Annotated in this window: 30 protein-coding genes and 1 tRNA gene; 15 read left to right on the forward strand and 16 right to left on the reverse strand. The window is 63.6% G+C overall.

Annotated features, from left to right (window positions below; genetic code table 11):
* Position 1 precedes the first annotated feature (1 nt).
* Entirely contained in the window at positions 2–256 is a 255-nt protein-coding gene (locus AC1Q6C_RS01640) for a hypothetical protein (protein ID WP_158656603.1), read from the forward strand.
* Positions 257–548: 292 nt separating this feature from the next.
* On the opposite strand, the gene AC1Q6C_RS01645 is transcribed toward AC1Q6C_RS01640, so the two are convergent.
* The 5 genes from AC1Q6C_RS01645 to AC1Q6C_RS01665 all read right to left on the reverse strand — a co-directional run bounded on the left by AC1Q6C_RS01645 (position 549) and on the right by AC1Q6C_RS01665 (position 4,682).
* Positions 549–624, reverse strand: a tRNA-Ala gene (locus AC1Q6C_RS01645).
* A 102-nt stretch (positions 625–726) separates the two neighbouring features.
* A complete protein-coding gene (sepX, locus tag AC1Q6C_RS01650) occupies positions 727–1,461 on the reverse strand; it encodes a divisome protein SepX/GlpR (protein ID WP_007727521.1) in 735 nt (244 codons plus the stop codon).
* 267 nt (positions 1,462–1,728) lie between these two features.
* Positions 1,729–2,364: a GNAT family N-acetyltransferase gene (locus AC1Q6C_RS01655; protein WP_007727523.1), complete on the reverse strand. Its 636-nt coding sequence runs from the start codon at positions 2,362–2,364 to the stop codon at positions 1,729–1,731.
* Between the two features lie 21 nt (positions 2,365–2,385).
* Positions 2,386–3,645: a molybdotransferase-like divisome protein Glp gene (gene glp / locus AC1Q6C_RS01660; protein WP_007727526.1), complete on the reverse strand. Its 1,260-nt coding sequence runs from the start codon at positions 3,643–3,645 to the stop codon at positions 2,386–2,388.
* A 125-nt stretch (positions 3,646–3,770) separates the two neighbouring features.
* A complete protein-coding gene (locus AC1Q6C_RS01665; protein ID WP_003946415.1) occupies positions 3,771–4,682 on the reverse strand; it encodes a UTP--glucose-1-phosphate uridylyltransferase in 912 nt (303 codons plus the stop codon).
* Positions 4,683–4,741: 59 nt separating this feature from the next.
* Here AC1Q6C_RS01665 and AC1Q6C_RS01670 point away from each other — a divergent pair, with 59 nt between their 5' ends.
* The 4 genes from AC1Q6C_RS01670 to mscL all read left to right on the forward strand — a co-directional run bounded on the left by AC1Q6C_RS01670 (position 4,742) and on the right by mscL (position 7,089).
* On the forward strand, positions 4,742–5,320 hold the full coding sequence (locus tag AC1Q6C_RS01670; RefSeq protein ID WP_193595062.1) for a 5-formyltetrahydrofolate cyclo-ligase: 579 nt from the start codon (positions 4,742–4,744) through the stop codon (positions 5,318–5,320).
* A gap of 111 nt (positions 5,321–5,431) precedes the next feature.
* The gene (locus AC1Q6C_RS01675) at positions 5,432–5,743 is read left to right on the forward strand and encodes an FmdB family zinc ribbon protein (protein WP_042921300.1); all 312 of its coding nucleotides are present in this window, start codon (positions 5,432–5,434) and stop codon (positions 5,741–5,743) included.
* Positions 5,744–5,820: 77 nt separating this feature from the next.
* Complete coding sequence (locus AC1Q6C_RS01680) at positions 5,821–6,567, forward strand: SAF domain-containing protein (RefSeq protein WP_073512730.1); 747 nt, start codon at positions 5,821–5,823, stop codon at positions 6,565–6,567.
* A gap of 99 nt (positions 6,568–6,666) precedes the next feature.
* Positions 6,667–7,089 (forward strand): large conductance mechanosensitive channel protein MscL, encoded by a 423-nt coding sequence (gene mscL / locus AC1Q6C_RS01685; protein ID WP_030536328.1) that lies wholly within the window; start codon positions 6,667–6,669, stop codon positions 7,087–7,089.
* A gap of 59 nt (positions 7,090–7,148) precedes the next feature.
* Here mscL and AC1Q6C_RS01690 read toward each other — a convergent pair whose 3' ends face one another.
* The 9 genes from AC1Q6C_RS01690 to mrf form a co-directional block, all read right to left on the reverse strand.
* Entirely contained in the window at positions 7,149–7,325 is a 177-nt protein-coding gene (locus AC1Q6C_RS01690; protein ID WP_165639126.1) for a hypothetical protein, read from the reverse strand.
* A gap of 6 nt (positions 7,326–7,331) precedes the next feature.
* On the reverse strand, positions 7,332–7,829 hold the full coding sequence (locus AC1Q6C_RS01695; protein WP_176720912.1) for a MogA/MoaB family molybdenum cofactor biosynthesis protein: 498 nt from the start codon (positions 7,827–7,829) through the stop codon (positions 7,332–7,334).
* 80 nt (positions 7,830–7,909) lie between these two features.
* Positions 7,910–9,436 carry a S1C family serine protease gene (locus AC1Q6C_RS01700; RefSeq protein ID WP_234551792.1) on the reverse strand — a complete coding sequence of 509 codons (1,527 nt, stop codon included), beginning with the start codon at positions 9,434–9,436 and terminating at the stop codon, positions 7,910–7,912.
* A 226-nt stretch (positions 9,437–9,662) separates the two neighbouring features.
* The gene (locus tag AC1Q6C_RS01705; RefSeq protein ID WP_020908630.1) at positions 9,663–11,042 is read right to left on the reverse strand and encodes a HAMP domain-containing sensor histidine kinase; all 1,380 of its coding nucleotides are present in this window, start codon (positions 11,040–11,042) and stop codon (positions 9,663–9,665) included.
* A gap of 65 nt (positions 11,043–11,107) precedes the next feature.
* On the reverse strand, positions 11,108–11,794 hold the full coding sequence (locus tag AC1Q6C_RS01710; protein ID WP_003946387.1) for a response regulator transcription factor: 687 nt from the start codon (positions 11,792–11,794) through the stop codon (positions 11,108–11,110).
* Between the two features lie 70 nt (positions 11,795–11,864).
* A complete protein-coding gene (locus tag AC1Q6C_RS01715; protein ID WP_003946409.1) occupies positions 11,865–12,476 on the reverse strand; it encodes a trimeric intracellular cation channel family protein in 612 nt (203 codons plus the stop codon).
* A gap of 18 nt (positions 12,477–12,494) precedes the next feature.
* Entirely contained in the window at positions 12,495–12,668 is a 174-nt protein-coding gene (gene rpmF / locus AC1Q6C_RS01720; protein WP_007727540.1) for a 50S ribosomal protein L32, read from the reverse strand.
* Positions 12,668–12,922, reverse strand: coding sequence for a type B 50S ribosomal protein L31 (locus tag AC1Q6C_RS01725; RefSeq protein WP_003946367.1), 255 nt, complete (start codon positions 12,920–12,922; stop codon positions 12,668–12,670). The genes rpmF and AC1Q6C_RS01725 overlap by 1 nt, the downstream gene beginning before the upstream one ends.
* Complete coding sequence (mrf, locus tag AC1Q6C_RS01730; protein ID WP_003946410.1) at positions 12,919–14,172, reverse strand: ribosome hibernation factor-recruiting GTPase MRF; 1,254 nt, start codon at positions 14,170–14,172, stop codon at positions 12,919–12,921. The genes AC1Q6C_RS01725 and mrf overlap by 4 nt, the downstream gene beginning before the upstream one ends.
* A gap of 104 nt (positions 14,173–14,276) precedes the next feature.
* Here mrf and rpmB point away from each other — a divergent pair, with 104 nt between their 5' ends.
* The 7 genes from rpmB (at position 14,277) to AC1Q6C_RS01765 (ending at position 18,325) form a co-directional block, all read left to right on the forward strand.
* On the forward strand, positions 14,277–14,513 hold the full coding sequence (gene rpmB, locus AC1Q6C_RS01735) for a 50S ribosomal protein L28 (RefSeq protein WP_373937974.1): 237 nt from the start codon (positions 14,277–14,279) through the stop codon (positions 14,511–14,513).
* Between the two features lie 4 nt (positions 14,514–14,517).
* Positions 14,518–14,682: a 50S ribosomal protein L33 gene (gene rpmG / locus AC1Q6C_RS01740; protein WP_003946358.1), complete on the forward strand. Its 165-nt coding sequence runs from the start codon at positions 14,518–14,520 to the stop codon at positions 14,680–14,682.
* A 2-nt stretch (positions 14,683–14,684) separates the two neighbouring features.
* Entirely contained in the window at positions 14,685–14,990 is a 306-nt protein-coding gene (rpsN, locus tag AC1Q6C_RS01745) for a 30S ribosomal protein S14 (RefSeq protein ID WP_003946379.1), read from the forward strand.
* A gap of 9 nt (positions 14,991–14,999) precedes the next feature.
* Positions 15,000–15,257, forward strand: coding sequence for a 30S ribosomal protein S18 (gene rpsR, locus AC1Q6C_RS01750; protein WP_003946414.1), 258 nt, complete (start codon positions 15,000–15,002; stop codon positions 15,255–15,257).
* 129 nt (positions 15,258–15,386) lie between these two features.
* Positions 15,387–16,325 carry an AEC family transporter gene (locus AC1Q6C_RS01755; RefSeq protein WP_003946401.1) on the forward strand — a complete coding sequence of 313 codons (939 nt, stop codon included), beginning with the start codon at positions 15,387–15,389 and terminating at the stop codon, positions 16,323–16,325.
* A 19-nt stretch (positions 16,326–16,344) separates the two neighbouring features.
* Positions 16,345–16,809 (forward strand): hypothetical protein, encoded by a 465-nt coding sequence (locus AC1Q6C_RS01760; RefSeq protein WP_007727550.1) that lies wholly within the window; start codon positions 16,345–16,347, stop codon positions 16,807–16,809.
* 154 nt (positions 16,810–16,963) lie between these two features.
* Positions 16,964–18,325: a flavin monoamine oxidase family protein gene (locus AC1Q6C_RS01765; RefSeq protein ID WP_007727552.1), complete on the forward strand. Its 1,362-nt coding sequence runs from the start codon at positions 16,964–16,966 to the stop codon at positions 18,323–18,325.
* 36 nt (positions 18,326–18,361) lie between these two features.
* Here AC1Q6C_RS01765 and AC1Q6C_RS01770 read toward each other — a convergent pair whose 3' ends face one another.
* Entirely contained in the window at positions 18,362–19,879 is a 1,518-nt protein-coding gene (locus AC1Q6C_RS01770) for a PucR family transcriptional regulator (protein WP_230358945.1), read from the reverse strand.
* 169 nt (positions 19,880–20,048) lie between these two features.
* On the opposite strand from AC1Q6C_RS01770, the gene AC1Q6C_RS01775 reads away from it, so the two are divergent.
* The 3 genes from AC1Q6C_RS01775 to AC1Q6C_RS01785 all read left to right on the forward strand — a co-directional run bounded on the left by AC1Q6C_RS01775 (position 20,049) and on the right by AC1Q6C_RS01785 (position 23,992).
* Positions 20,049–21,479, forward strand: coding sequence for a gamma-aminobutyraldehyde dehydrogenase (locus AC1Q6C_RS01775; RefSeq protein WP_003946421.1), 1,431 nt, complete (start codon positions 20,049–20,051; stop codon positions 21,477–21,479).
* 90 nt (positions 21,480–21,569) lie between these two features.
* Positions 21,570–22,469: a universal stress protein gene (locus tag AC1Q6C_RS01780; protein WP_007727555.1), complete on the forward strand. Its 900-nt coding sequence runs from the start codon at positions 21,570–21,572 to the stop codon at positions 22,467–22,469.
* Complete coding sequence (locus AC1Q6C_RS01785) at positions 22,466–23,992, forward strand: APC family permease (RefSeq protein ID WP_003946397.1); 1,527 nt, start codon at positions 22,466–22,468, stop codon at positions 23,990–23,992. The genes AC1Q6C_RS01780 and AC1Q6C_RS01785 overlap by 4 nt, the downstream gene beginning before the upstream one ends.
* Here AC1Q6C_RS01785 and AC1Q6C_RS01790 read toward each other — a convergent pair.
* Entirely contained in the window at positions 23,989–24,606 is a 618-nt protein-coding gene (locus tag AC1Q6C_RS01790; protein WP_030536334.1) for a TetR/AcrR family transcriptional regulator C-terminal domain-containing protein, read from the reverse strand. The genes AC1Q6C_RS01785 and AC1Q6C_RS01790 overlap by 4 nt on opposite strands.
* Positions 24,607–24,615: the final 9 nt, after the last annotated feature.

The raw sequence follows: 24,615 nt of genomic DNA on the forward strand, positions 1-24,615 counted from the left end.
GGTGACAATGCCAGCCATAGTTGCCGTTGCCGTTGTTGCCGCCACCGTTGCCGTTGTTGCCGCCACCGTTGCCGTTGTGACCGCCACCGTTGCCGTTGTTATTGCCGCCGTTGTTGCCGTAATTGCCGTTTCCATTGCCGTTGTTGCCACCACCGCTGTTGCCGCCAGGTTGGGCGGCGACGATGGCGGGGAAGACCGATACGGCAAGGACGCCGATACCCATCAGGCACATCACAGCAACAAGCATGATCGCTAGCCGTCGTGGCTGGCTCATCGACATTCCTCCCCGACACATACGTCCGACCTGCGGAAAACTGCGGCAGACTCACCGTGCCTATCGCACCGGACACACCCTCGTTACATTTCCGGCAAACATGTATCCGCCCAAGGATCATCCCTCACTTGGAAGCTCAACGGTCCGGATCAGCGGTCGCAATCGTATGAAACGGCGCACACTCAGATCGAATCTTCGCAATTCGGGCAGGCCCTGAAAATGCAGGAAAGGGTCGTTCAACTTTCGTTGAAAGACCCTTTTCGCTGGTACTTCTTGGTGGAGCTGAGGGGAATCGAACCCCTGACCTCTTCGATGCGAACGAAGCGCGCTACCAACTGCGCCACAGCCCCGTGCCACCGCCTCAGCGGTGCTCGGCAACTCTAACAGGAACGAATACTCCCGTTGGAATCACCCGACACGAACTTTCGGCCCGACAAGATCGGCCCAGAAGATCACTGACCGGACGCGCGACGCATCTCGGTGTGCCTGATCTCTTCTTCGTAGTGATCCAGGTGATCGAACACCGGATCTTCGTCGTCGACCTCGAGGACAACCGCTCCTGGCCGACGCAGTCGCGCCGGAATCAGGCGAAGCTCTTCGTCGGTGTGCGATTCGACTCCGAGTCGCGATCGGTTGAGGCGTTCGGTACGACGGCGGCGAATCTCCTGCTCGATCCGAACCTGCCGACGCAAGTACGCCATGTACCCGCCGAGGCCGCACACGGTCAGCGCAAACAACCACCACACCATCGGCGAGATGATCAATGCGAGAGCGCCCGAGAGAATCGCGACGAACGCAAGGCCCAGCAACGTCCGCTGACGGAATGCATACCGCGCCTCCCGGGCGATGGCATCCGCTTCGGGGTCGAATCCGCCTCGGCCGCGCCGAACCGGAACAAATTCTCCGACCGGTGCACGACCGCCGGCGTAGTCGTCTTCTGCGTGAGTGTCCATCTGGTCCTCCGCGTCGTAGCTGCTGCGCACTGGTTCTGGTTGCCAGTTCGGATCGCTTCGATGTCCTGCTGCCGGCCCGCGCTGAACAGGGTTGCTGTCGCCGCGGTGGAGTACTCGAGTCGCGAGTGCCGCGTCACTCGTCTGCCGGATCCTGGGGCGCTTGTTGACAAGCATCGGCACCAGGACGAACAGCCACACGGCCACCAGCCCGATCCACACGAATGAGCTAGGCATGCCGCGGCCTCCTCCCGATCACCTACCAGCACCTATGCCAGCCGTTGACGAGTCAAGGTTAACGGCCGACGCCCTCGCATCGTTGCCGACGCGCCGAACCCCACCATACTCATGTGTCACACGCGTACCGAACTGAACTTCCGGTTCAGTCCCAAAAGTCTCAAGTTCTGGTTGAATCAAAAACCACATTTTCCCGACCGAAAGTAGGACTACTCAGCGGTAACTGCTGTTTAGCTCGCGTTTCTCACGCTTCTGGCGCCGTCTTCGTCACACCCACGAAGCGCGTCCGGACCGCACCAATCTGTCGACGACGGTGGTGGGTACTTCCTCGATGGTCATTCCGACCAGAAGATGATCACGCCATTGGCCGTCGACATCGAGGTAGCGCTTGAGAAGACCTTCCTCCCGGAACCCCACGTTTCGTAGGACTGCGCGACTCGACGCGTTCTCCGGCCGAACAGTGGCCTCCACTCGATGCAGACCGACCTTCGAGAATGCGTGATCGAGTGTGAGTGCAACGGCAGCTGTGGCTACGCCCCCACCGGTCACGTGCGAGGCGACCCAATAGCCCACCCAGGCGGACCGCAGAGCGCCGCGCACCACATTTCCGATGGTGACCTGCCCGCAGTACTTCCCGTCGAGTTCGATCACCAGGGGAAGGATCCTGCCCTTGCGCGCTTCGGAGCGAAGGTTTCCGCACAGGGACGGCCAGACGGTGATGTGGTGGCGAGCATCCCAGGGCGATTCTCCGGTGGGCTCCCACGGCTCGAGGTGCTCGCGATCGCGAATGCGGAGACGACTCCACACAGCAGCGTCACGGAGCTTCACGGGGCGGACGGTCACCACTCCCGCGGGCACTCGCAGCGGGCCGAGATCTTCCGGCCATCCTGGATGGACTGACATCACACCCCACTCGGGTCGGCGTTACCCACGTTGGGCGAGAAAAGCTACGTCGACTTCTTCACCGATGTGCACTTCGGTGACGTCTCGATCGACCAGAACCAAGCAATTGGCTTCCGCCAAGGTCGCGAGGAGATGTGAGGACGCACCGGGCGCACCCCCGAGGGCCTGCACCAGGTACTCCCCTGTCGCTTCGTCACGCATCAGCTGACCACGCAGAAAACCCTTGCGATCGGCAATCGACGTGATCGTTCCCACTGTCCGCGCCTTCACTACTCGCCGCATCGGCTGGCGGCGTCCGAGCGCGATTCTGATCAGCGGGCGAACCATGACTTCGAATACCACCAGTGCGCTGACCGGGTTGGACGGTAGGAGAAAGGTCGGAACCTCGTCCCTTCCCAGCTTTCCGAAGCCCTGCACTGATCCCGGATGCATGGCAACGCGCTCCACCTCGAGTGTCCCCAGGTCGGCAAGCGCCTCACGAACCTCGTCGGACGCTCCGCCGCCCACGGCACCGGCGATGACAACGATTTCCGAGCGAATCAGCTGTCCCTCGACTACTTCGCGAAGACGACGCGAGTCGTTGCCTGCGATTCCCACACGGTTGACGTCGGCGCCGGCATCGCGCGCTGCGGCGGCGAGGGCATACGAATTGACGTCGTAAACCTGACCAGGTCCCGGCGTGCGATCCACGTCGACGAGTTCTCCACCGACGCTGATGACGGAGAGGCGCGGACGCGGATGGACGAGTACTTTGTCGCGGCCGACCGCGGCAAGCAACCCGACCTGTGCGGCTCCGATGATGGTGCCTGCCCGAACGGCCACGTCGCCCGGCTGGACGTCGTCGCCTGCACGGCGAACGTAATCGCCCGAACGCACCGGCTCGAAGATCCGAACGCGAGCGCGACCACCGTCGGTGTTTTCGAGCGGGAGCACGGCGTCGGCCAGCGTGGGCAGCGGCGCGCCCGTGTCGACTCGAACGGCCTGACGCGGTTGCAACCGGATCGGTTGGCGTGAGCCCGCCGTCACCTCACCGACCACCGGCAAGGTGAGATCGGTAGGCTCGCCGTCCTCGCCTCGGAGGTCGGCTCCGGCGCCGGCGACATCGACACTACGAACCGCGTAACCGTCGATGGCAGCTTGATCGAATCCCGGCAATGGGCGTTCGGTCACCACTTCCTCGGCACACAGCAGTCCCTGCGCCTCCGAGATGGCGACCCGAACCGGACGGGGTGCCACTGCAGCAGCGGTAACCCTGGTCTGCTGCTCCTCAACCGACCGCATCTGGTCCGCGTCCTCCTGTGTCTGGAAATTCGGTGATATCCGTCAGCTCATGATGCCTTGCCGCCGAAAAGGGACAAGCACATTGATACTGCGTTATCGGGCGATCAACCACCGTGGCGACACGCTCAGCGGTCGAGCCGATCCGCGAGCCACTTACGCAAGGACGGGCCGTAATCGTCACTGTCGAGCGCCAGGTCCACCGAAGCGCGGAGGTACCCGCCGGGGTTGCCCAGGTCATGACGCGTTCCGCGGTGCACCACCACGTGAACCGGATGGCCCTCGGAAATCAGGAGAGCGATGGCGTCGGTGAGTTGCAACTCACCGCCGGCTCCCGGCTCGATGCGACGAAGTGCGTCGAAGATCGCACGATCGAGCAGATAGCGACCTGCAGCGGCAAAGGTCGACGGCGCGTCTTCCACAGCCGGCTTCTCGACCATGCCGACGACCTTGAGGACGTCGGGATTGACCGCGTCGGGAACGATCTCGACGTCGAAGACGCCGTAAGCGCTGACTGCGTCTTTCGGGACGTCGATTGCACAGAGAACGGACCCGCCGCGCTTGGCCCGAACTCGCGCCATGATCTCCAGGACGCCACGCGGTAGTACGAGATCATCGGGCAGAAGGACCGCGATGGCGTCTTCGTCGTCGTCGAGAACCGACTCGACGCAACCGACTGCATGCCCGAGGCCGAGGGGCTGCTCCTGAATCACGGAGTCGACTTCGAGCAAACCCGGCGCTTTGCGCACCTTCGCCAGGGCAGCGAGTTTTCCGCTTGCTTCCAGCTTGCTTTCGAGCACGAGATCCTCGACGAAGTGGGCAACCACGCCGTCTTTGCCCGGGGACGTCACGATGACGAGCCGCTCGGCTCCCGAGTCCGCAGCTTCACCTGCCACCAGTTCGATACCCGGTGTGTCCACGACCGGCAGCAATTCTTTCGGAACCGTCTTGGTGGCAGGCAGGAAACGCGTACCAAGTCCGGCTGCGGGAACCACGGCCGTACGGAAGGCCCTCGTGCTGCTAGCGACAACGTCTGTCATGCCAACACCTTAGCCGCCGCTTGTTACCGCTCGGTCAGCACGACGAATATCGTTGCGGGGTGACACCTCAGACAAAAGCACAATGGCGACAAATCACACTCGCAGCACGTGATGCAGTCTCCGAGCACACTCGAAACACGGAAACTGCGGCGTTGATCACGCACATACGTTCAGTGATTGTCGACGGCTCGGTCGTCTGTGCGTACGTCCCCACCCGCACCGAACCAGGATCCACCGATTTGCTCGACGCCGTTGCCGAGATCGCTCAGCGTGTACTACTTCCGATCACCGGGGAGCCGGGACCGTTGTCCTGGGTCGAGTACAGCGGCGCGGACGGTTTGCGTCCCGCGAAGTACGGCATTCGGGAGCCTGTCGGACCCGTCTTGCCACCGGAGGCCCTGTCCGACGTGGAATGCATGCTTGTCCCTGCTCTCGCGGTGGATCTTCGCGGAACACGCCTCGGCCGTGGCGCAGGCTTCTACGACCGGACGCTCGGGTCGGTCGGACCACAGACTCGGCTCGTGGCAATTGTCAGAGACTCCGAACTCGTCGAGGCCTTGCCTGCCGACGACCACGACATTCCCATGGGCTGGGCATTGATGCCAAGCGGCGGTCTCACGCCGCTCCAAGGCGATTGATCTGCGGGAATAGATCCCTGATTAGCGCTGTTGGCACTGTCACTTGTAGAGTGCTAAAGGCTGCGGTGTAAATACGCGGCTGCTCGAACATCACAGTGCGGAGGAAGCCCGGTGCCCACCTACTCATACGCATGTACGGAATGTGACAACCGTTTCGACATCGTCCAGTCCTTCAGCGAAGATTCGCTGACGGTCTGCCCAGCTTGCTCAGGCAAGCTCCGCAAGCTGTTCAACTCTGTTGGCATCGTGTTCAAGGGCAGCGGCTTCTACCGCACCGACAGCCGCGGCGGCTCCGGGACTGCGAGCGAGCCCGCCAAGAGTGATTCGGCACCCGCTACGAAGTCCGAGTCCAAGTCGGACTCCTCTTCGACATCGAGTTCGTCGACCAGCACGCCGGCGCCCGCAAAGGCTGCCGCAAGCTGATTTCCACAACCTCCGGGTTGTCCACAGGTTCACATTGTCAGGGCCGGAAGCACCGCTTCCGGCCCTAACGTGCATGAATGCCGTCAGTACGTTCTCGTTCGCCGAGGCGCTCCCATCCATTGCGCGCCCAGCTCGATCTCACGCCGAACACCTTCGATCGCGTCGTCGAACTGACACGCGGCACACGGTTTCGCTCAGCGACCGTCCGCAAGATCGCAGCGGTCGTCCTGGCCACACTCGGCGTTGTTCTCTTCTTTCGAGGCGATCCCGCGACTGACACCGTCGCCGTAGTTGTCTCGAGCCGCGATCTCACTCCGGGGCAGGTGATTGCGGATTCGGACGTCGAGGTCCGCGAGATCGACTCGAAACAACTTCCCGAAGGAGTTGTCTCCGACACCGACCTGGTAGTCGGGAGAACCGTTGCCGGCCCGATTCGCTCCGGAGAAACCGTCACCGACGTGCGCGTTCTCAGCCCACGGCTGGCCGGGTTGTCGGTAGGAACCGACGACGCCCGCATCGTCCCCGTCCGATTGGCCGATGCGGCCGTCGCGGACATGTTGCGCAGCGGGGACGTCGTCGACGTCCTGACCGTCGGCCCTGACACATCCCGCCCAGACACACCCCACCCCGACACACCCAACGAATCAATTGCCGACAAGGCCCCGCAGATTCTTGCAGCGGGAGCAGTAGTCGCGTTGGTCACCACGTCGGAAAGTACACGTAACCAGCAGGAACAGGTGATTTTGCTGGCCCTGCCGACACCAGCAGCCAACGTCGTAGCCGCGGCATCTCTGTCCAATGCGATCACCGTGACATTCCGCTGACCGCACAAAGCGTCCGAAGCTCCTCTAGGATTTTTCCAGTCGGTTCGGTATCAACGGACCATCTGGCACTTGCCATCGGAGACTCGAGGGGACACCGACATGCTCAAGGGATTCAAGGACTTCCTGCTTCGCGGAAACGTGCTCGACCTGGCCGTCGCAGTGGTCATCGGCGCGGCCTTCACCGCCATCGTGACTGCCTTCACCAGCAATATCATCAACCCACTTGTCGCTTCGATTGGCGGAGCCAACGAATACGGGTGGGGCATTCAGCTGACGGGTGACTCCGCTGAGACGTTCCTGAACTTCGGTGCGGTCGTCACCGCGATCATCAACTTCATCATCATCGCAGCGGTCGTCTACTTCGTGCTGATCGTCCCTGCGAATGCGGCGAAGAAGAAGTTCGTCTCCGAGCCCGAGGACAAGGAAGCCAGCGAAACCGATCTGCTCATCCAGATCCGCGACATCCTCTCGGCCAATGCCGGTGGCGCCGACACGGGAGCGCACGCCAAGACTCTCGAATAGGCAGTGCCCACAGATCAAATCAGGCCCTCGGACAATTGTCCGGGGGCCTGATTTACTTCTCAACCCCCGTGGTGCGGGGGCCGCTGACTGCGCAGCCAGTCGTCGTCCGAGGACCGCGAGGATCCCTCGGGACCCCGCTCGTCCGACGTCGTCTCGGGAAAGACGTCCCCGAAGATGCGCGCCAGGCGCTTCTTGTCGACTGACGGCTTCTTCGGGGTATCTCGTTGCTCCGACAAGCTGTCTCAGCCCTCGAGGCTGGAGAGCTCGGCGATCACGTGACTCGCCAAAGCCGTCAGGGTTGCCATGCCGTCGCGAATTGCCGGCCTGGTCGACGCCAGATTGGCGACCACGGTGCTTCCCGAAACTCCGACGAGGCCGCGGGACAAGCCTGCTTCGAGCGATCCGGCCGAAAGACCGGAAGCACGAAGTGCTTCGGCAATTCCCGGGATCTCGCGATCGAGAACCTCAGCGGTCACGTCAGGAGTGACGTCACGCGGGGATACCCCGGTACCGCCGACCGAGATGACGAGGTCGACGCCACCGATGACTGCGGTGTTGAGAGCGTTGCGGATCTCCACTTCGTCGGCGGCGACGGCGACCGTCGCATCGACGAGAAAACCCGCTTCGTTCAGCAGTTCCGTGACCAGTGGACCGATGGAGTCGGTGTTGTCGCCGTGGGCTGTGCGATCGTCGACGATGACGACCAGAGCGCGGCCGGCCGATGTGGCTTCGAGTTCCATGACTCCTACCGTAGTGTCCGATCCCGACGCCGTTGCGATCTGGCCGAAGATCGGGTCGATCGTCTGCTGATCGCCGAACATCATCGACCGCCCTGCGCTGCCGCGGTTCCCAACGTGACGTCGACGGTCTTGGTCTGCCCGCCGTCGCTGTACGTGATCGAGACCTTGTCGCCGGGAGCATGTGAACGCACTGCCGCGATCAGCGAATCACCATCTGCGACAACACGATCGTCGACCTTGGTGATGACTGCACCCTTCGGGATACCGGCCTTGGCTGCCGGCCCGTCAGCAGTGACATCCATGACGGTTGCGCCGTCGGCGTTGTCCTGCGACGGCACGGTCACGCCGATCATGGCCTGAGTCGCCTTGCCGGTCTTGATCAGTTCGTCGGCGACGCGGCGTGCCTGATCGATCGGGATGGCGAAACCGAGGCCGATCGAACCGCCTTGGGTACCCGACGACGCTCCGAGCGAGGCGATCGCCGTGTTGATGCCGATCAGCTGGCCGTCCATGTTGACGAGGGCGCCACCGGAGTTGCCGGGGTTGATCGCTGCGTCGGTCTGCAGAGCGTCGATGACGGTGTTCTGGTTGCCGGACTCGCCGCTCGTGGACACCGGGCGATCGAGTGCGGAGATGATGCCTTCGGTGACCGTGCCGGCCAGGCCGAGTGGGGACCCGACGGCAACCACCTGCTGTCCGACCTGGACGTCGCCGGAGTTGCCGAGATCGATGGGGGTGAGGTCGTTGCGACCGTCGACCTTGATGACGGCGATGTCGGAGACGGGGTCGGCACCGACCAGAGTGGCCGAGGCCTTGGTTCCGTCGGAGAACGCAACGCGAAGTTGCGCTCCCTGTGCGCCGGCAACGTGGTTGTTGGTCAGGATCAGACCGTCGGAGGACAGGATGACACCGGAGCCCTCACCCCCCTGTCCCTGCGCGGTGGCTACCTCGATCTGCACGACGCTGGGCACGACCTTCGAGGCAACGGCCTGAACCGAGCCGGCGGGAGCGTTGGACGTGTTGGTCGCAGTGGGCTTCGGAGCGTTCAGAGAGTTGGTGACCGTCGCGGTTCCACCGTTGCGGTCCGCGACGACTGCGCCGACCACGCCACCGACACCACCACTGACCAGGACCAGGGCGAGAGCGCCGGCAACCAGCGCCATGCGTCCCGACTTCGGCTTTGTGGTGGTCGAACCGGAGTTCGGCCCCTGCAGCGGTGCGGGGATCTGGTTGTGGCCGCCGCCCGGGCCGTTCGGACCGCCGGGGCCACCAGGGTTGGGTGCGCCGTACGGGGCGCTCTGCTGGTACGCGGCCTCATGGGCACCGTGCGGGTGGCCGAAAGCCTGCGTGGGCTGCTGCTGCTGCGCCTGCCCGAAGGCTTCGGTGGGCCGGCCTTCAGTGGGTCGGGCTTCGGCGGGTCGGGCGAACGATTCGGTCGGCTGGTACGGCTGCTGAGGCGCCTGCCCCTGAGGCTGCTGCGGCGGCACGGGAGGCTGTGCCTGAGGTGCTGTCGGCTGTGCTTGAGGTGCTGTCGGCTGCGCCTGGGTGGTGGGCTCGCTGTTGGGCTGCTCGGGCCGGGTCGGCCCGACGTTACGGTCCTCGGTCATCGGCTCGCTTTCGTCTACGGTGACCACCGGACGGGCAGTCACAACTGTTCTGCCGACAATGCTGCCTTGCGCTGCTGAGAAGGCGCTGAGACGTGCCTGTCACTTTACCCAGAGTTCGACGTGAAAAACCGGTGTTGTCGGTTCGGCCCGAAAGACTTTCGGGCCGAACGCATTAAGCCGTGACGTCAGTCACCGAAGCGAGGGACCAACGGGTCTACAGAACACGCTACTCGGCACTCGGCCCCGGTTCACCGGGAAGCACGATACGAACAAGCGCTCCCCCACGATCGGATTCGTCGATCGCGATGGTGCCGCCGTGCTTGACGACGACCTGACGCACAATCGCAAGTCCCAGACCCGATCCCGGCATCGAACGTGCCGCAGTCGACCGGTAGAAACGATCGAACACCAACTCCCGATCCTCCTCCGGAATGCCAGGTCCCGCATCACTTACGGTCAATTCCAACAATCCTTGACCCACCGGACGCATTTCGACGCGTACCTGTTCGCCCTTCGGACTCCACTTCGCAGCGTTGTCGAGGACGTTCAGCACGGCACGCGACAGGCCCGCTTGATCTCCGTAGACGTACCACGGAGTGGTGACCGCCTCGAACTCGATTTCGTTGCGCCTGCGCCGCGCTCGTTCGAGCGCACGCTCGACGACGTCGCTGACGTCGACGCGCTCGTACACGGTTTCGGGTGCGTCTTCACGGGCCAGGTCGACGAGGTCGCCGACCAGAGTCGAGAGTTCCTCGATCTGCGCGACGACGTCGGCACGAAGTTCTGCCATGTCCTCGTCGGGAATCTGCGGCGCACCGGGGCGACTTGACGCGATCAGCAATTCCATGTTGGTGCGCAACGAAGTCAACGGCGTCCGCAACTCGTGTCCGGCGTCCGCGACGAGGCGCGACTGACGCTCACGGGACTCGGCGAGCGCCCGCAGCATCGTGTTGAAACTCTCTGTCAGGCGCGCCAATTCGTCGCTGCCGGTAACGGGGATCTGCGTCAGATCGTCGGTCCGAGCGACTCGTTCGGTGGCGGCAGTCAGCCTGGCAATGGGTCGTAAACCGGTGCGGCCCACGGTAGTACCCGCCACCGCAGCCAGGATGACACCACACCCACCGACCACGAAGAGCACCCAGGCCAGCCGATCCAGTACCGCAACGGTCGGCGCGAGCCGCTGACCGATCACCAAAGTGCTTCCGTCATGCGTTCGTTGAGCCAGCACTCGCTGGCCGTCGACGGTTCGCAGCGAAGAATCCGATTCACCACGCGCAACGGCATCTTCGGCTTCGCCGATCGGCACGTCGGAACCGGGCGGCTGGTACGTGCTCAGGTCCGAGAAGATCAGGGCCACACTGATGTCGGTGGTGTACAGCGTCGCACCGGAGATGTAGCGAGGATCGAATCGCACGACATTGCTGTCGATCAGCACCGCCGCCCTGGTACGCAACTGGTGATCGACGTCCGCGTAGAGCGCACGCGAAACCACCGCGTAGGCAGCGATCGCCATGACTGCGACGGCAATGGCCACCACCGATGCAGCGAGGAGCGTCACACGCCAACGCAATGACACCGAACGGGTCAGTGGCATCGGCGGGCGCATTTCGACGGACGCTTGGGTGGTGGAGGATTTCTTCGGTTCGGCGTTCTTGCCGAACGGAGCGGTGATCACGGAGGCGTCTCCCGCAGGACGTAGCCGACTCCGCGGACGGTGTGGATCAACCTCGGTTCGCCGTCGGCTTCCGTCTTGCGACGCAGGTAGCCGACATACACCTCGAGGGCATTGCCGGACGTCGGGAAGTCGTATCCCCACACTTCTTCGAGAATGCGTCCACGGGTCAGCACGCGGCGTGGGTTGGCCATGAGCATTTCGAGGAGGGAGAACTCGGTGCGCGTCAGGCTGATCGATCGTTCGCCGCGCTTGACCTCACGGGTGACCGGGTCGAGGGTGAGGTCCTCGAACGCCATCATTTCGGAATCGGCGTCCAGATCGGGCGCGGTGCGGCGAAGTAGTGCACGCAACCTGGCAAGCAACTCTTCCAAAGCGAAGGGCTTGGGCAGGTAGTCGTCCGCTCCGGCATCGAGACCGGCCACTCGCTCGCTGACCGAATCGCGGGCGGTGAGCACGAGGATGGGCAGGTCGTCGCCGGCACTGCGAAGACGACGGCACACTTCGAGTCCGTCGAGTCGCGGCATCATGACGTCGAGCACGACGGCGTCGGGCCGGTTGGCGAGGATCTTCTCGAGTGCGTCGAGTCCGTCGACCGCGAGCTCGACCGTGTAGCCGTTGAAGCTGAGCGACCGCCGAAGCGACTCGCGAACCGCCCGGTCGTCGTCGACCACCAAAATACGCATACCGACAGTTTGGACTGAAGTGCTGAGATGCGGCTGAGAGGGTCCGATTCCGGCCTCCGGCGTGTCGCGGTCAGTCCCGGGTTCGCCTCGGCCCGGGCAGGCTCCAATGACGCCATAACGCAAGCAGTCTGAACACCGCGGCGAACGCTGTGCCGCACACCAGCGCGGCGTTGGTGGACAGTCCGGCTTGCGAGACTGTGACCACCAACGCAGCGCCGAGCAGTGCGGGAACCGCGTACAGGTCCTTGTGCAGGAGCAGTGGCACCTCGTTGACGAGAACGTCGCGGATCACGCCGCCGCCGATCGCCGCGGTCGCACCGATCAACGTCGCCGCCAGCGAACTGGCGTTGTTGTCCAGCGCGATGACGGCGCCGGTGCTCGCGAACAAGCCCATCCCCAGTGCGTCGAGCGCCAGGATTTCACGACGCAGTCGATTGAGCGGCTCGTGGAGGTAGAACACGGCGAGTGAGGTGGCGGCGGCCGTTCCGAAGTACGGCCAACTGCTCAGAGAGCTGGGCGGATGGACGCCGAGGAGAACGTCGCGGACGATACCGCCGCCGATGCCGGTGAACACACCCACCGAGCACACCCCGAAGATGTCGAGTCGCTTGGTGACGCCCACCAGGGCACCCGAGGCCGCGAACGCCACGATGCCCACCAGTTCGAGGATCCTCAGCAGCACCGGCCAAGGATCGCACGGTCAGATGCGGCTCGGGTCGATCACCCCGAGTCGAACTGCTTTGACCAGTCGCCGAGGGACTCGGTGGGTCTGGCCGAAGGCCGTGACCTCGACCAGATCGGGCGCCGTCGCCTTCCACTGGGCACGACGGCTGCGAGTGTTGGAACGGGACATCTTCCGCTTGGGAACGGCCATCAGAGTGCCTTGCGCTTTCCGTAGCGCCGCTCGAACTTCTCGACGCGTCCGGCGGTGTCCATCACACGTTGCGCTCCGGTCCAGAACGGGTGAGAGTCGCTCGTGACGTCGACGACCAGCAGCGGGTACGTGCCACCATCTTCCCATTCGACGGTGCGCTCACTCGTCACGGTCGATCGGGTCAGGAAGCTCTTGCCGGTGCTGGCGTCCTGGAAGACCACCGGGTGGTAGTCGGGGTGCATCTGCTTCTTCATTCGTTTCCCTCTCGCGTTGATTCGGTTTCGGCATAAGGTGATTCGGATTCGTCACACGGGTCTTCGTGAAACTCGCCGAACGGGTCTTCCCACGTTGCCCACGACGCTTCGTCCGCCAATTCGTCGTCGGTGACCAAGGCGTGCTGCAGTGTTCGGTCGATCTCGAGCGGGTTCGCACCGCACGTCAGAACGACCATCGAGGTGTCGCGATCACCGAAACGCTCGTCCCATTTCAGGGCCGCGAGTGCACGGCGTTCAGCTGGAACGCGGTCTCGTTCCTCCGGCGTCATCGCGGCAAGCCAGGTGTCCGCGCTGGCAACTCGCAGGCCACCGCCCGCCGATTCGAGCCAGAGCGCTTCACCCGGTTGCGTTGCCACCCAGACTCGTCCGCGGGAGTACACGACGCCTTCGAGCAGGACGTCGATCGCCTCGTGCAGACGACCGGGGTGGAACGGCCGGTTCGCGGTGAACTCGACGAGCATCACTCCGCCGTCGTCGTCGAGCGGCGGCTGGCGACGCAACAGCGGTGAGTGAGCGTCGGCCAGTTCACCGCGTCGCGCATCCGCAGGCACCTCGAGGAGCAGTGCCTCGATGTCGTCTCCCTCATCGAAGACGGGTACCCGTGGAGCGATGCGCGCGAGAACCGCGTTCAAGCGGGACCGCTGCCAGCCGTCGAGCGCATCGGACCCGCGTAGGACGAGCGCGTCGGCGAAGTCGACCTGCCCGACGACGACCTGAGCCAGGGTGCGGTCGTCGTCGAGAGCTTCGTCGCCGGTGGCGTCTGCCAGCCAGGTCGCCGCGTCGATGCACGTCACGACGGCATCGACGCGGACGTCCCGCTGCGCCGGTCCGTCCAGTTGGCCGACGACGCCGGTCACGACGACGTGCTCGATCGCCCAGCACAGCGCCTCGGGCTCGAGTTGCCGGTCCAACAGCAACACGATCCGCTGCACCGAACTGTGCGAGTGAAGCCGGCGCAGGAGCGGCAGCAAGTCTTCGCGCAGGGTGCAGGAGACGCAGCCGTGCGCGAGCTCGAGGATCGTCTCGCGCTCGGACACAGTGCCGGCAGACCCGGCACTCCCGGTCATCGAGGTGACCGTCCGCCGGACCACCCCTTCACGGACGTGGCTCAGGTCGTGGTGGACCAGAACAGTTCCGGTCCGCAGCAACGCTCGTGCGGTGTGTGGGGTGGATTCGCTCATGCCGGCGACCAGGACCAGCGGAGTCCTGCCGTCCAAGATCGTGTTCACAGCGGGCCTTTCTGGGAATGATTGTCATTACCGAGGTTGAACGGTACATTGATCTCACCGCATTGTCGAAAATGATTGTCATCTGCAAGTTGAAAGGAACACCCATGTCGACTCACTGCCAAGTGACCGGACGTGTGCCGGGGTTCGGAAAATCCGTCTCGCACTCTCACAAGCGTTCGAACCGTCGCTGGAACCCGAACATCCAGCGCAAGACCTACCTCCTGCCCAGCGAGGGGCGTCGCATCACACTCACGCTCTCGACCAAGGGCATCAAGACGATCGACCGCGACGGCATCGAATCCGTCGTCGCCCGGATCCGCGCGCGCGGCGAGAAGGTCTGAGCAGATGGCACGCAACGAGATCCGCCCGATCGTGAAACTCAAGTCCACCGCGGGCACCGGGTACACGTACGTGACCCGCAAGAACCGTCGTAACGACCCCGATCGACTCGTACTGAAGAAGTACGACCCGGTGCTGCGAAAGCACGTCGATTTCCGAGAAGAGAAGTAGGCATGGCCAAGAAGTCGAAGATCGCGAAGAACAACCAGCGACGGGTCGTCGTCGAGCGGTACGCGGAGCAGCGGTCCGCTCTCAAGGAGACGATCCGCTCCCCGAAAAGCTCGGCAGAGGAGCGCGCGAAGGCCCAAGCGACCCTGCAACGTCTACCACGCGACGCCAGTCCGGTACGATTGCGCAATCGAGACGCTGCGGATGGACGTCCGCGCGGCCACCTGCGGAAGTTCGGGCTCTCCCGGATTCGCGTGCGAGAAATGGCGCACCGTGGGGAACTGCCTGGCGTACACAAGTCGAGCTGGTAAGGAAGTCGGATGGCAGTCAAGCGTTCACCGTCGAAGAAGCCACGCCCCGTAGAGGGTCGTAAGCCCAAGAAGAACCCGTTGTTCGCAGCGAAGATCACGCATGTCGATTACAAGGACATCAACTTGCTTCGCACGTTCATCTCGGACCGCGGCAAGATCCGCAGCCGTCGCGTCACGGGCCTGACCCCGCAGCAGCAGCGTCAGGTCGCCGTTGCAGTGAAGAACGCACGCGAAATGGCGTTGCTCCCCTTCACCGCCGCCCGGTAGTCATACGTGCTCAGTAGTCACACGTAGAAGTACCGAAGAGGTCGCGCAGTCACTCGACTGCGCGGCCTTTTTGTTGCCCGGACTAAGATTTCCCGAAGTCGTTCATTCCAGTCGAGAGGTGCCCGCAGCGTGTCGGGAGTTGTTGCGGGTTTCACCGTAATTTTTGTTGTCATCGCGGTTGGGTATCTCCTCGGCCGTCTCGGCACCCTCGGTAGCCAAGGACAGTTCGTTCTCGGTCGACTCGTCTTCTTCGTCGCGACGCCTGCCCTGCTGTTCACCACCCTCGCGTCGTCCGATCTTTCGGTGATCTTCTCGCCGACGCTCGCCGTTGCGTCGGCTACTGCCTTTGCCGTCGGCGCTCTGTACGTCGTCGTCGCAAAGATCTGGCTCAACCGGCCGCTACCCGAACTGACCATCGGCGCGCTGTCGGCTTCGTACGTGAATTCAGCCAACCTCGGAATCCCGATCGCGGTGTTCGTGCTCGGCGATGCCACGTTCGTCGCGCCGCTCCTGCTCTTCCAGATCGTCGTGTACTCCCCGATCGCCTTGACGATCCTCGATCTGACGGCCCTTCGCGGCGCGGATGCCGAGAAGCTCTCGTTGATCGACACCGTCACCGCCCCGTTCAAGAATCCGATCGTGCTCGCGGGCGCTGCGGGGTTGATCGTCGCGTTGATCGGTTGGGTACCGCCCCGGCCGCTGATGCAGCCTTTCGAATTGATCGGCGCGACGTCGGTACCCGGTGCGCTGTTGGCATTCGGGCTCTCGCTCTACGGCGTGCGGGTGCTGGAGAAGGGCTCGAGTCCACGCCGCGACGTCGCGCTGGCATCGACGCTCAAGATCGTGGTCCAACCTGTGCTGGCCTATCTGATGGCGCATTTCCTCCTCGGCATCGACGGTCATCAGTTGTTCGCCATCGTGGTCGTCTCGACGTTGCCGACGGCGCAGAACGTCTTCATCTACGCAAGCCGCTATCGGCGCGGAATGGTCCTCGCCCGAGACAGTGCCTTTGTCACCACTTTGGCGTCAATTCCGGCAATTGCGCTGGTCACAGCGCTACTCGCTTGAGCAGGGTTACGGTGGATTCATGCGTGTACTAACCCTCGCCGTTCTGGCCTGCCTTGCTGTGGCCGGATGCTCCGTCGGGGCCCAGACCACGGGGCCGGTTGCCGCACCGAATCCGATGGCGGCCAACGAAGCGAGTCCAGCCGACTGGTCGCTCGGAACCCCCGTTCCCGACGAGGTCGACGACAGCGAGATGGGCACGGAGTTCGACAGCCGCACCGACATCGTGGGTGCGACGGCCACGATGTTCGAATCGTGGTCCGAGGTCGACGATCACACGGTGGCCGTCCACTTCGTGACCGGCACTCCGGAGTGCTACGGCGCGTACGCAACCGTCGAAGAGACCGATACGACGGTGATCGTCACGCTCCGAACCGGAGCATTGCCGGAGGCCGCGGACAAGATGTGCATCTTGGTTGCCGTGTTCGGCAGCCTGGACGTTCCGCTGAGCCGACCGCTCGGCGATCGTCACGTCATCAACGGCTAGCTGCGCGCCTAAACGGCACAAGTTCGACGATTGAACACGCCGTTTCGTCAGGTGTGGTGTGCGTCTCCTCGGGACAGACTGAAAACCGACACCCGTTCACTCGCTCGTCGGCAGCTTTCGACTCGAGCGGTGCTCAACATGAAGGAGCTCGCAAGTGCCTACTCTCCAGAGAGACGTTGCAATCGTCGGCGCCGGCCCCTCTGGCCTGGCAGCTGCAACCGCGCTGCGCAAGGCCGGTTTGACCGTCGCTGTAATCGAAGCGCGCGACCGCGTCGGCGGCCGCACGTGGACCGACACCATCGACGGAGCAGTTCTGGAAATCGGCGGCCAGTGGGTCTCCCCCGACCAGACCGCGCTGATCTCCTTGCTCGACGAACTCGGCCTGAAAACTTTCGAGCGCTACCGCGAGGGCGAGTCCGTCTACATCTCGTCGGCAGGTGAGCGGACGCAGTACACGGGTGATTCCTTCCCCACGAACGACACCACGAAGAAGGAGATGGACCGTCTCATCGACGAGATGGACGATCTCGCAGCACAGATCGGCGCCGAGGAACCGTGGGCACATCCCCTCGCCCGCGATCTCGACACAGTCTCCTTCAAGCAGTGGCTGATCAATCAGTCCGACGACGCCGAGGCACGTGACAACATCGGCCTCTTCATCGCCGGTGGCATGCTCACCAAGCCCGCCCACTCGTTCTCTGCCCTGCAGGCCGTACTCATGGCCGCTTCCGCAGGTTCGTTCTCCCACCTCGTCGACGAGGACTTCATCCTCGACAAGCGAGTGATCGGCGGAATGCAGCAGGTATCGATCCGCATGGCGGAGGCCCTCGGTGACGACGTCTTCCTCAACGCACCCGTGCGAACGGTGAAGTGGAACGAATCCGGTGCAACGGTGTTGGCGGACGGCGATGTTCGCGTCGAGGCAAGCCGAGTGATCCTGGCCGTACCGCCCAACCTCTACTCCCGAATCTCGTACGATCCCCCGCTGCCGCGTCGTCAGCACCAGATGCACCAGCACCAGTCCCTCGGCCTCGTCATCAAGGTTCACGCGGTGTACGAGACGCCTTTCTGGCGCGAAGACGGCCTCTCCGGCACCGGCTTCGGCGCGTCCGAGGTAGTGCAGGAGGTGTACGACAACACCAACCACGAGGACGATCGCGGCACCCTGGTCGCTTTCGTATCCGACGAGAAGGCCGACGCGATGTTCGAGCTTTCCGTCGAGGAGCGTAAGGCCACGATTCTGGCCTCACTTGCCCGCTATCTCGGCCCGAAGGCCGAAGAGCCGGTTGTGTACTACGAATCCGACTGGGGCTCGGAGGAATGGACCCGCGGTGCGTACGCAGCGAGCTTCGACCTCGGAGGCCTTCACCGCTACGGCGCGGATTCCCGCACGCCCGTCGGCCCGATTCACTTCTCGTGCTCCGACATTGCGGCCGAGGGGTACCAGCACGTCGACGGTGCCGTTCGGATGGGTCAGCGAACCGCTGCCGACATCATCGCTCGCAGCAAGGCCTGACGGCCGCTTTGCCAAGTCTCGATCATTGCCCGGCAGTCACGATTGCCGGGCAATGATCGAGAGCAGTAGTTCCGCCCGAACCCTGGCCACTTCCAGCCGACAGTCGATTAGGCTCTCCACCTTCGCCATTCGGCTTCGCAGCGTGTGCCGGTGGACGCCCATCGTGATGGCGGCCGCTTCCCAGTGTCCGTTGGCCTCGAGAAATGCCCGCAGCGACGCCAGCAGTTCGGTGCCGTTGTCACGGTCGTAGTCCTCGATCGGTGTGATCATCGTTTCCGCCAGCGTGTTGAGCACTTCACGCGTCGAATCGAAAGACAGCAGCACACTTCCGGTCAGAGCTGCGAATTCCAAAGGCTCGCCACCGATTTCCGCCGCCGACGCACACAACTGGGACTGTTCGACGGCGACCGCCAGCGCAGCGACCACCCGTCGCGCGCTCAAGCCGACACGAAGCGCGCGAAGATCCGACCGCGATACCCCGCCGAGCAACTCTCGGGCGAACTCGACGTCGTCGGTTCCACGCAGCAGCACCGTGACGCGAGTGTCGTTGATCCGCGAGAACAACTGCCGCCCCGCCTTGTTCATGAACTCGGCAATCTCGGCTCCGACGCGTCCCGCTACGTCGGACGTGTCGGCAAGAACTGTCAATCCTCGGATCATTCCCTCACCGTCGGCGGCCTGCCTGATCTGTTGCCACGCCGGCGCCGGGTCGCGATCCTCGGTGAGCAGCAGCCCGAGGGCGTGCGAATTCAACTGATCCTGAGTAGCACGCAGACGCGCGGGTTTCTCGAAGTCCAACGCCAACAACGAGTTCGCGTGACCGAGCAGTATCTGATCGACGTAGCTGAGCGCCGAAGCACTGATCACCGCCAGGTATCCGTACGGCGTTCGCCCGACGCTGATCTGCTGCACCGCGATCGACGCTCCGGAACTGGCGAGCGTCACGCTGCTGGACGCGCCGCCCCCGAGAGTTGCTCGCAGTTCGTCGATCACGTCGTCCGTCGGCAGTTGAGGTGAGCTCTCGAGAACTCTTCCGGCGACGTCGAGAAGAAGCACCGTCGCCGAGGTTGCGATCGCCAGTTCACGCACGGTTGCGGCAGTTCCGCCGGAAATGACGGCACGCGTCATCCGCGGTTGCGCCCGCGACGCCCGGAGGACAGCTTCGTATTCCTGCTCTGCCAACCGGCTCATTACGCGCTTGACGACGGCAGCAAAAGGCGTCGGCAGCGGCACCTCGATGAGCGGCAGGCCGATCTCGTCGGCGACAGCCACCAGATCGGCCGGGACCTCGGGATACGAGAGTCCGGTCCCGAACCCGACCGCCGCCACACCTGCCGCGTCGAGCATTCGGAGATAACGGCCGCGCTTTTGCTGAGTGGACGGCAATCGGATGCCGGTGGTGAGGATGAATTCGCCGCCGGTCAACCATCGGAAAGGGTCGAGCAACTCCGTGGCGTGCGCAAATGTGATTTCGCGACCGACGCCCTGGGCGCCGCCTTTGAGTTCCAGCGCGAGGTCCGGCTGCGCCAACATCCACCGCACAGCGATCGTCATGGGCTGGACTGTACAACTCGGCGCGTCGGCGATCAAAGATTTCACCTTTTTGGCAGCTGCCTTTACTTGTGAGTCAGCGCACACTTGCTCACACACGCCCCACAAAGTGCGAGTTCCGTGCTGATCACCTCGGCCGGAACTCGTTCGACCTCGAGAGGAACCGGTACCGATGTCGATCGTCGTACTCGAGAACTACATCAACGGTGAATTCGTCGCCTCAGCCGCGACGGAAACACTCGACCTGATCAACCCCGTGGACGAGAGTGTGGTCGGGCGTACGCCGGTCTCCACGAAGGAAGACGTCGACGCCGCCGTCGAAGCCGCACAGAGAGCATTCGAGACCTGGGGCAAGACGACGCCGAGCGTGCGGCAGGCTGCACTCCTCAAGCTCGCCGACGCCATCGAAGCGCACAGCGACGAAATCGTCGCAGCCGAAAGCGCCAACACCGGCCAGGCCCACCAGATGATCGCCGACGAAGAGGTCAAGGTCGGAGCCGATCAGATGCGGTTCTTCGCCGGAGCCGCACGACTTCTCGAGGGCAAGGCGGCCGGAGAGTACATGGAGGGTTTCACCTCCTACGTCCGTCGTGAGCCGATCGGCGTCGTCGGTCAGGTCACTCCATGGAACTACCCGTTCATGATGGCGCTGTGGAAGATCGGGCCCGCCCTCGCGGCCGGCAACACGATCGTCCTCAAGCCCAGCGACACCACACCGGGCAGCACGCTGGTCCTGGCGAAGCTCTCGAAGGGCATCCTGCCGGACGGCGTGTTCAACGTCGTGCTCGGCAACGGCGGAACCGGCGCGACGTTGGTGGAGAACCCGGCCCTCGGTCTCGTCTCGATCACCGGTTCGGTGCGGGCAGGCATCGCTGTCGCCGTGTCCGCAGCACAGCAACTCAAGCGCGCGCACCTCGAACTGGGCGGCAAAGCGCCGGCGATCGTCTTCGGCGACGTCGACATCGAGAAGACCGCCACCGGCATCGCCGAGGCAGCGTTCTTCAACGGCGGCCAGGATTGCACCGCGGCCACTCGCGTGATCGTTCACGAGTCCATCCACGATCAGCTCGTCGAAGCCCTCGTCCGGAACGCCGAGAAGCTGCGCCCCGGAGCGCCTTCCGATCCTGATGCCTTCTACGGCCCGCTCAACAACATCAACCACTTCAACGCCGTGAGCGACAAGATCGCGAACCTGCCGGCGTCGGCCAAGATCGTTACCGGCGGAAAGCGTTCGGGCGAAACCGGATTCTTCTTCGAGCCGACCGTCATCACCGGCGTCGCACAATCGGACGACATCGTGCAGGAAGAGACTTTCGGTCCTATCCTCACAGTCCAGAGCTTCTCCGACGAGAAGGAGGCGATCACGCTTGCCAACGACGTTCGGTTCGGCCTGGCCTCGAGCATCTGGACCAAGGATCACGGTGTCACGCAACGCGTCTCCGCTGCTCTCGACTTCGGTGCGGTGTGGATCAACTGCCACATCCCGCTCGTCGCCGAAATGCCGCACGGCGGCTTCAAGTATTCCGGTTACGGCAAGGATCTCTCGGCCTACGGAGTCGAGGACTACACCCGTCTCAAGCACGTCATGAGTTCGCACGACTGAGTCGCCGCCCCTCCTGCTGTGCGCCTTTATCAACCCCCCGCGGTTAATAAAGGCGCACAGCAGATTCCTCCAATCCGGAAAAGAGCCACCATGCGCCTTATCGTCGGATACCTCGCCACACCCAGCGGTAAAGACGGGCTGGTCCTCGGGGCCCAGCTCGCGCGCAGTCTCGGCGCGCAACTCGACATCTGCATGGTCCTCCCACCGGATCGGACACTGCCGGCCAAGGTTCCCTCGGAAGCCGGCTACGACGACATCCTCGCCGCGCGTGCACACGACTGGCTCGCCGAGGCGAAAGCGTCGGTGCCCGAGGACATCCAGGTGGAAGTACACCTGAGCTTCCACGAGTCGTTCGCTCAGGGCCTGCTCGACGAAGTGGACCGACTGAATGCGCTCGCGATCGTGGTGGGAGCTTCCGGCGACGGTTTGCTCGGCCGTCACGCGATAGGTTCGGTCTCGACCGAACTGCTTCACTCCGCCCACGTCCCGGTAGCACTGGCGCCTCGCGGAACGCGGCACTCGGCGGCCACTGCGATACGAGAGGTCACCTGTGCACTCGGCACCCGTGTCGGCGCCGACATCGTCTTGAACACCGCCGTGCGCGCCAGCGAACTGATGCAGGTTCCGTTGCGACTGGTCTCACTGGTAGCGCTCGACCCCCAGAACGATCTGCGCGATCATCGCGACACCGCCGAGTCGGCCAGGGAGCGTGCACGAAATCACGCTCAGGACACACTCGACGTCGCAAGAGCCGCGCTCCCCGCGGAGTTCCCCATCGAGGTCATCATCGCCGACGGATCTACCGTGGAATCGGCAGTGCGTCAACTGGACTGGCAGGACGGCGACCTCGTGATGGTCGGTTCAAGTCGACTCGCACAGCCCCGCAAACTGTTCCTGGGCTCGACCGCCGCCAAGATGCTGCGCGTACTGCCCGTACCCATGGTCGTAGTGCCCAAGCACGAATTCACCCAGCCGGAGGCACTGTCATGACCAGCACCGAACTGAGTTCCAAAGGCCTCGCCACCGGCAAGATCGGCATGATCTCCGGCGCGGTGCTCGGAATCTCCTCCGTGGCACCGGGTTACACCCTGACGGCCAGCATCGGATTGATCGTCGCTGCGGTCGGTCTCAAGATGCCCGCCATCTTCATCGCCGGCTTCATCCCGATGTTCCTCACCGCGTACGCGTACCGCGAACTGAACTCCGACACTCCTGACTGCGGAGCGTCATTCACGTGGTCCACCAAGGCATTCGGACCGTACGTCGGCTGGATGTGCGGCTGGGGCATGGTGATCGCCACCATCATCGTGCTCTCGAACCTCGCTGCAATTGCCGTCGACTTCTTCTATCTGTTCATCGCGCGGGTGGCCGACAATCCCTCCATCGCCGATCTGCCGGGCAACAAATTTGTCAATGTCGGCACCACACTCGTCTTCATCGCCCTGGCCACGTGGATAGCGAGTCGGGGAATCACTACCAGCGAGCGCGTGCAGTTCGCACTCGTCGGCTTCCAGATGGTGCTGCTGGTCGTCTTCGCCGTCGTTGCACTGGTTCACGTCGGCGCCGGCGACGCCCCGGCCGGATTGTCCTTCGACCTGAGTTGGTTCAACCCGTTCAGCGGACTCGCCATCGGTGCGTTTGTCATCGGACTCACCGGATCGATCTTCGCGTTCTGGGGCTGGGATACCTGTCTCACGCTGGGCGAGGAGTCGAAGAACCCCAAGAAGACCCCCGGCCGCGCCGGTTTGCTCTGTGTCGCAACCATTCTCCTGACCTACCTGCTGGTCGCCGTTGCCGCGATGATGTACGCCGGCGTCGGCGAGGAAGGCCTCGGCCTCGGCAATCCCGACAACTCCGAGAACGTCTTCGGCGCTCTGGCCGACCCGGTACTGGGCAACTGGGGCGGAATGCTTCTGTTCCTCGCGGTCTTCGTCTCTTCAGTCGCCAGCCTGCAGACCACGTTCCTGCCCGCGGCACGAACCATGCTCGCCATGGGCGCATACGGGGCTTTCCCCAAGAAGCTCGCCGAGGTCTCGCCTCGGTTCCTGGTGCCGTCGTACGCGACCGTCGTGGCAGGCGCGGTAACCGCAGTGTTCTACAGCGTCGTCACGTTCCTGTCCGAAAGTGCTCTGCTCGACACGATCGCCGCACTCGGCATCATGATCTGCTGGTACTACGGCATCACCGCATTCGCGTGCGTGTGGTACTTCCGCAAGACGCTTTTCGAGAGCGTACGAAACTTCGTCTTCCGGCTCGCGTTCCCACTCATCGGTGGCCTCATGCTGCTTGCGGTGTTCGTCATTTCGGTCCAGGAGAGTATGAATCCGGACAATGCCAGCGGAGCATCCATCGGCGGAATCGGCCTGGTCTTCTTCCTCGGCTTCGGAATCCTCATCCTCGGCGCGGTCCTGATGATGGTCATGCGAGTGCGCAATCCCGAGTTCTTCGAGGGCAAGACCCTCAACCGCGACACGGAGGCTCTGCGCGACGAGAACGACCTCAGCGTGTCCTAGGAGACAGTAGATTCGGGGGCCTGCGCGATCAGGCCCGCCATCAACACGCGCAAGCCGAATTCGAAGGCGGCGTCGGCACGTTCGGGATTTTTCCCGGACGTTGCCAACGCCGCCTTCATCGCGTCGTTGGCTTCGGGTCCCGACGCCCACTGGACGTCCGGCGCCGCCAGGTCCAGGGCCGAACCGAGAACAAAACTGTCGACGGTCGTGATCGCGTGCAGTGTTTCGGTCGGGTCGAAGCCACCATCGGCAAATGCCTGCGCCAATGCGTTGTAGAGGGTGAACGCCACACCGGCCTGCACCGTCTGGGCCGTGAAGAGCGGAATCAGACGAGGATGCGCGGCGTAGCTTCGCCGGTACTCGGCTGCCAGCGCCGCGACGGTCTCACTCCAGGTCCCCGAGGCCGACTCGACGTCGATTCCTGCCATCAACTGCGCCCTCATCAGTTCGACGATCTCGGCTCGTCCGGAAACGTGGTTGTAGAGCGAGGACGGTCGAACCTTCAGTCTTGCGGCGAGTCCCGGCATGGTGAAGTCGCCGGATTCGTCCACCGACTCGATCGCTGCCTCGGTGATGATCGCCGGTGAGAGCAGTCGTTGCGATGGCCGCGGCATATGTCCTCC

This window comes from Rhodococcus sp. MT28, assembly GCF_058792695.1.

What these genes read in the sequence shown, in the direction of transcription:
- sepX (WP_007727521.1), bottom strand. Translation starts at nt 1,461, where the DNA reads ATGCCTAGCTCATTCGTGTGGATCGGGCTGGTGGCCGTGTGGCTGTTC.
- AC1Q6C_RS01655 (WP_007727523.1), bottom strand. Translation starts at nt 2,364, where the DNA reads ATGTCAGTCCATCCAGGATGGCCGGAAGATCTCGGCCCGCTGCGAGTG.
- glp (WP_007727526.1), bottom strand. Translation starts at nt 3,645, where the DNA reads ATGCGGTCGGTTGAGGAGCAGCAGACCAGGGTTACCGCTGCTGCAGTG.
- AC1Q6C_RS01665 (WP_003946415.1), bottom strand. Translation starts at nt 4,682, where the DNA reads ATGACAGACGTTGTCGCTAGCAGCACGAGGGCCTTCCGTACGGCCGTG.
- AC1Q6C_RS01680 (WP_073512730.1), top strand. Translation starts at nt 5,821, where the DNA reads ATGCCGTCAGTACGTTCTCGTTCGCCGAGGCGCTCCCATCCATTGCGC.
- mscL (WP_030536328.1), top strand. Translation starts at nt 6,667, where the DNA reads ATGCTCAAGGGATTCAAGGACTTCCTGCTTCGCGGAAACGTGCTCGAC.
- AC1Q6C_RS01695 (WP_176720912.1), bottom strand. Translation starts at nt 7,829, where the DNA reads ATGGAACTCGAAGCCACATCGGCCGGCCGCGCTCTGGTCGTCATCGTC.
- AC1Q6C_RS01700 (WP_234551792.1), bottom strand. Translation starts at nt 9,436, where the DNA reads ATGACCGAGGACCGTAACGTCGGGCCGACCCGGCCCGAGCAGCCCAAC.
- AC1Q6C_RS01705 (WP_020908630.1), bottom strand. Translation starts at nt 11,042, where the DNA reads ATGCGCCCGCCGATGCCACTGACCCGTTCGGTGTCATTGCGTTGGCGT.
- AC1Q6C_RS01710 (WP_003946387.1), bottom strand. Translation starts at nt 11,794, where the DNA reads ATGCGTATTTTGGTGGTCGACGACGACCGGGCGGTTCGCGAGTCGCTT.
- rpmF (WP_007727540.1), bottom strand. Translation starts at nt 12,668, where the DNA reads ATGGCCGTTCCCAAGCGGAAGATGTCCCGTTCCAACACTCGCAGCCGT.
- AC1Q6C_RS01725 (WP_003946367.1), bottom strand. Translation starts at nt 12,922, where the DNA reads ATGAAGAAGCAGATGCACCCCGACTACCACCCGGTGGTCTTCCAGGAC.
- rpmB (WP_373937974.1), top strand. Translation starts at nt 14,277, where the DNA reads ATGTCGACTCACTGCCAAGTGACCGGACGTGTGCCGGGGTTCGGAAAA.
- rpmG (WP_003946358.1), top strand. Translation starts at nt 14,518, where the DNA reads ATGGCACGCAACGAGATCCGCCCGATCGTGAAACTCAAGTCCACCGCG.
- rpsN (WP_003946379.1), top strand. Translation starts at nt 14,685, where the DNA reads ATGGCCAAGAAGTCGAAGATCGCGAAGAACAACCAGCGACGGGTCGTC.
- rpsR (WP_003946414.1), top strand. Translation starts at nt 15,000, where the DNA reads ATGGCAGTCAAGCGTTCACCGTCGAAGAAGCCACGCCCCGTAGAGGGT.
- AC1Q6C_RS01760 (WP_007727550.1), top strand. Translation starts at nt 16,345, where the DNA reads ATGCGTGTACTAACCCTCGCCGTTCTGGCCTGCCTTGCTGTGGCCGGA.
- AC1Q6C_RS01770 (WP_230358945.1), bottom strand. Translation starts at nt 19,879, where the DNA reads ATGACGATCGCTGTGCGGTGGATGTTGGCGCAGCCGGACCTCGCGCTG.
- AC1Q6C_RS01775 (WP_003946421.1), top strand. Translation starts at nt 20,049, where the DNA reads ATGTCGATCGTCGTACTCGAGAACTACATCAACGGTGAATTCGTCGCC.
- AC1Q6C_RS01780 (WP_007727555.1), top strand. Translation starts at nt 21,570, where the DNA reads ATGCGCCTTATCGTCGGATACCTCGCCACACCCAGCGGTAAAGACGGG.
- AC1Q6C_RS01785 (WP_003946397.1), top strand. Translation starts at nt 22,466, where the DNA reads ATGACCAGCACCGAACTGAGTTCCAAAGGCCTCGCCACCGGCAAGATC.
- AC1Q6C_RS01790 (WP_030536334.1), bottom strand. Translation starts at nt 24,606, where the DNA reads ATGCCGCGGCCATCGCAACGACTGCTCTCACCGGCGATCATCACCGAG.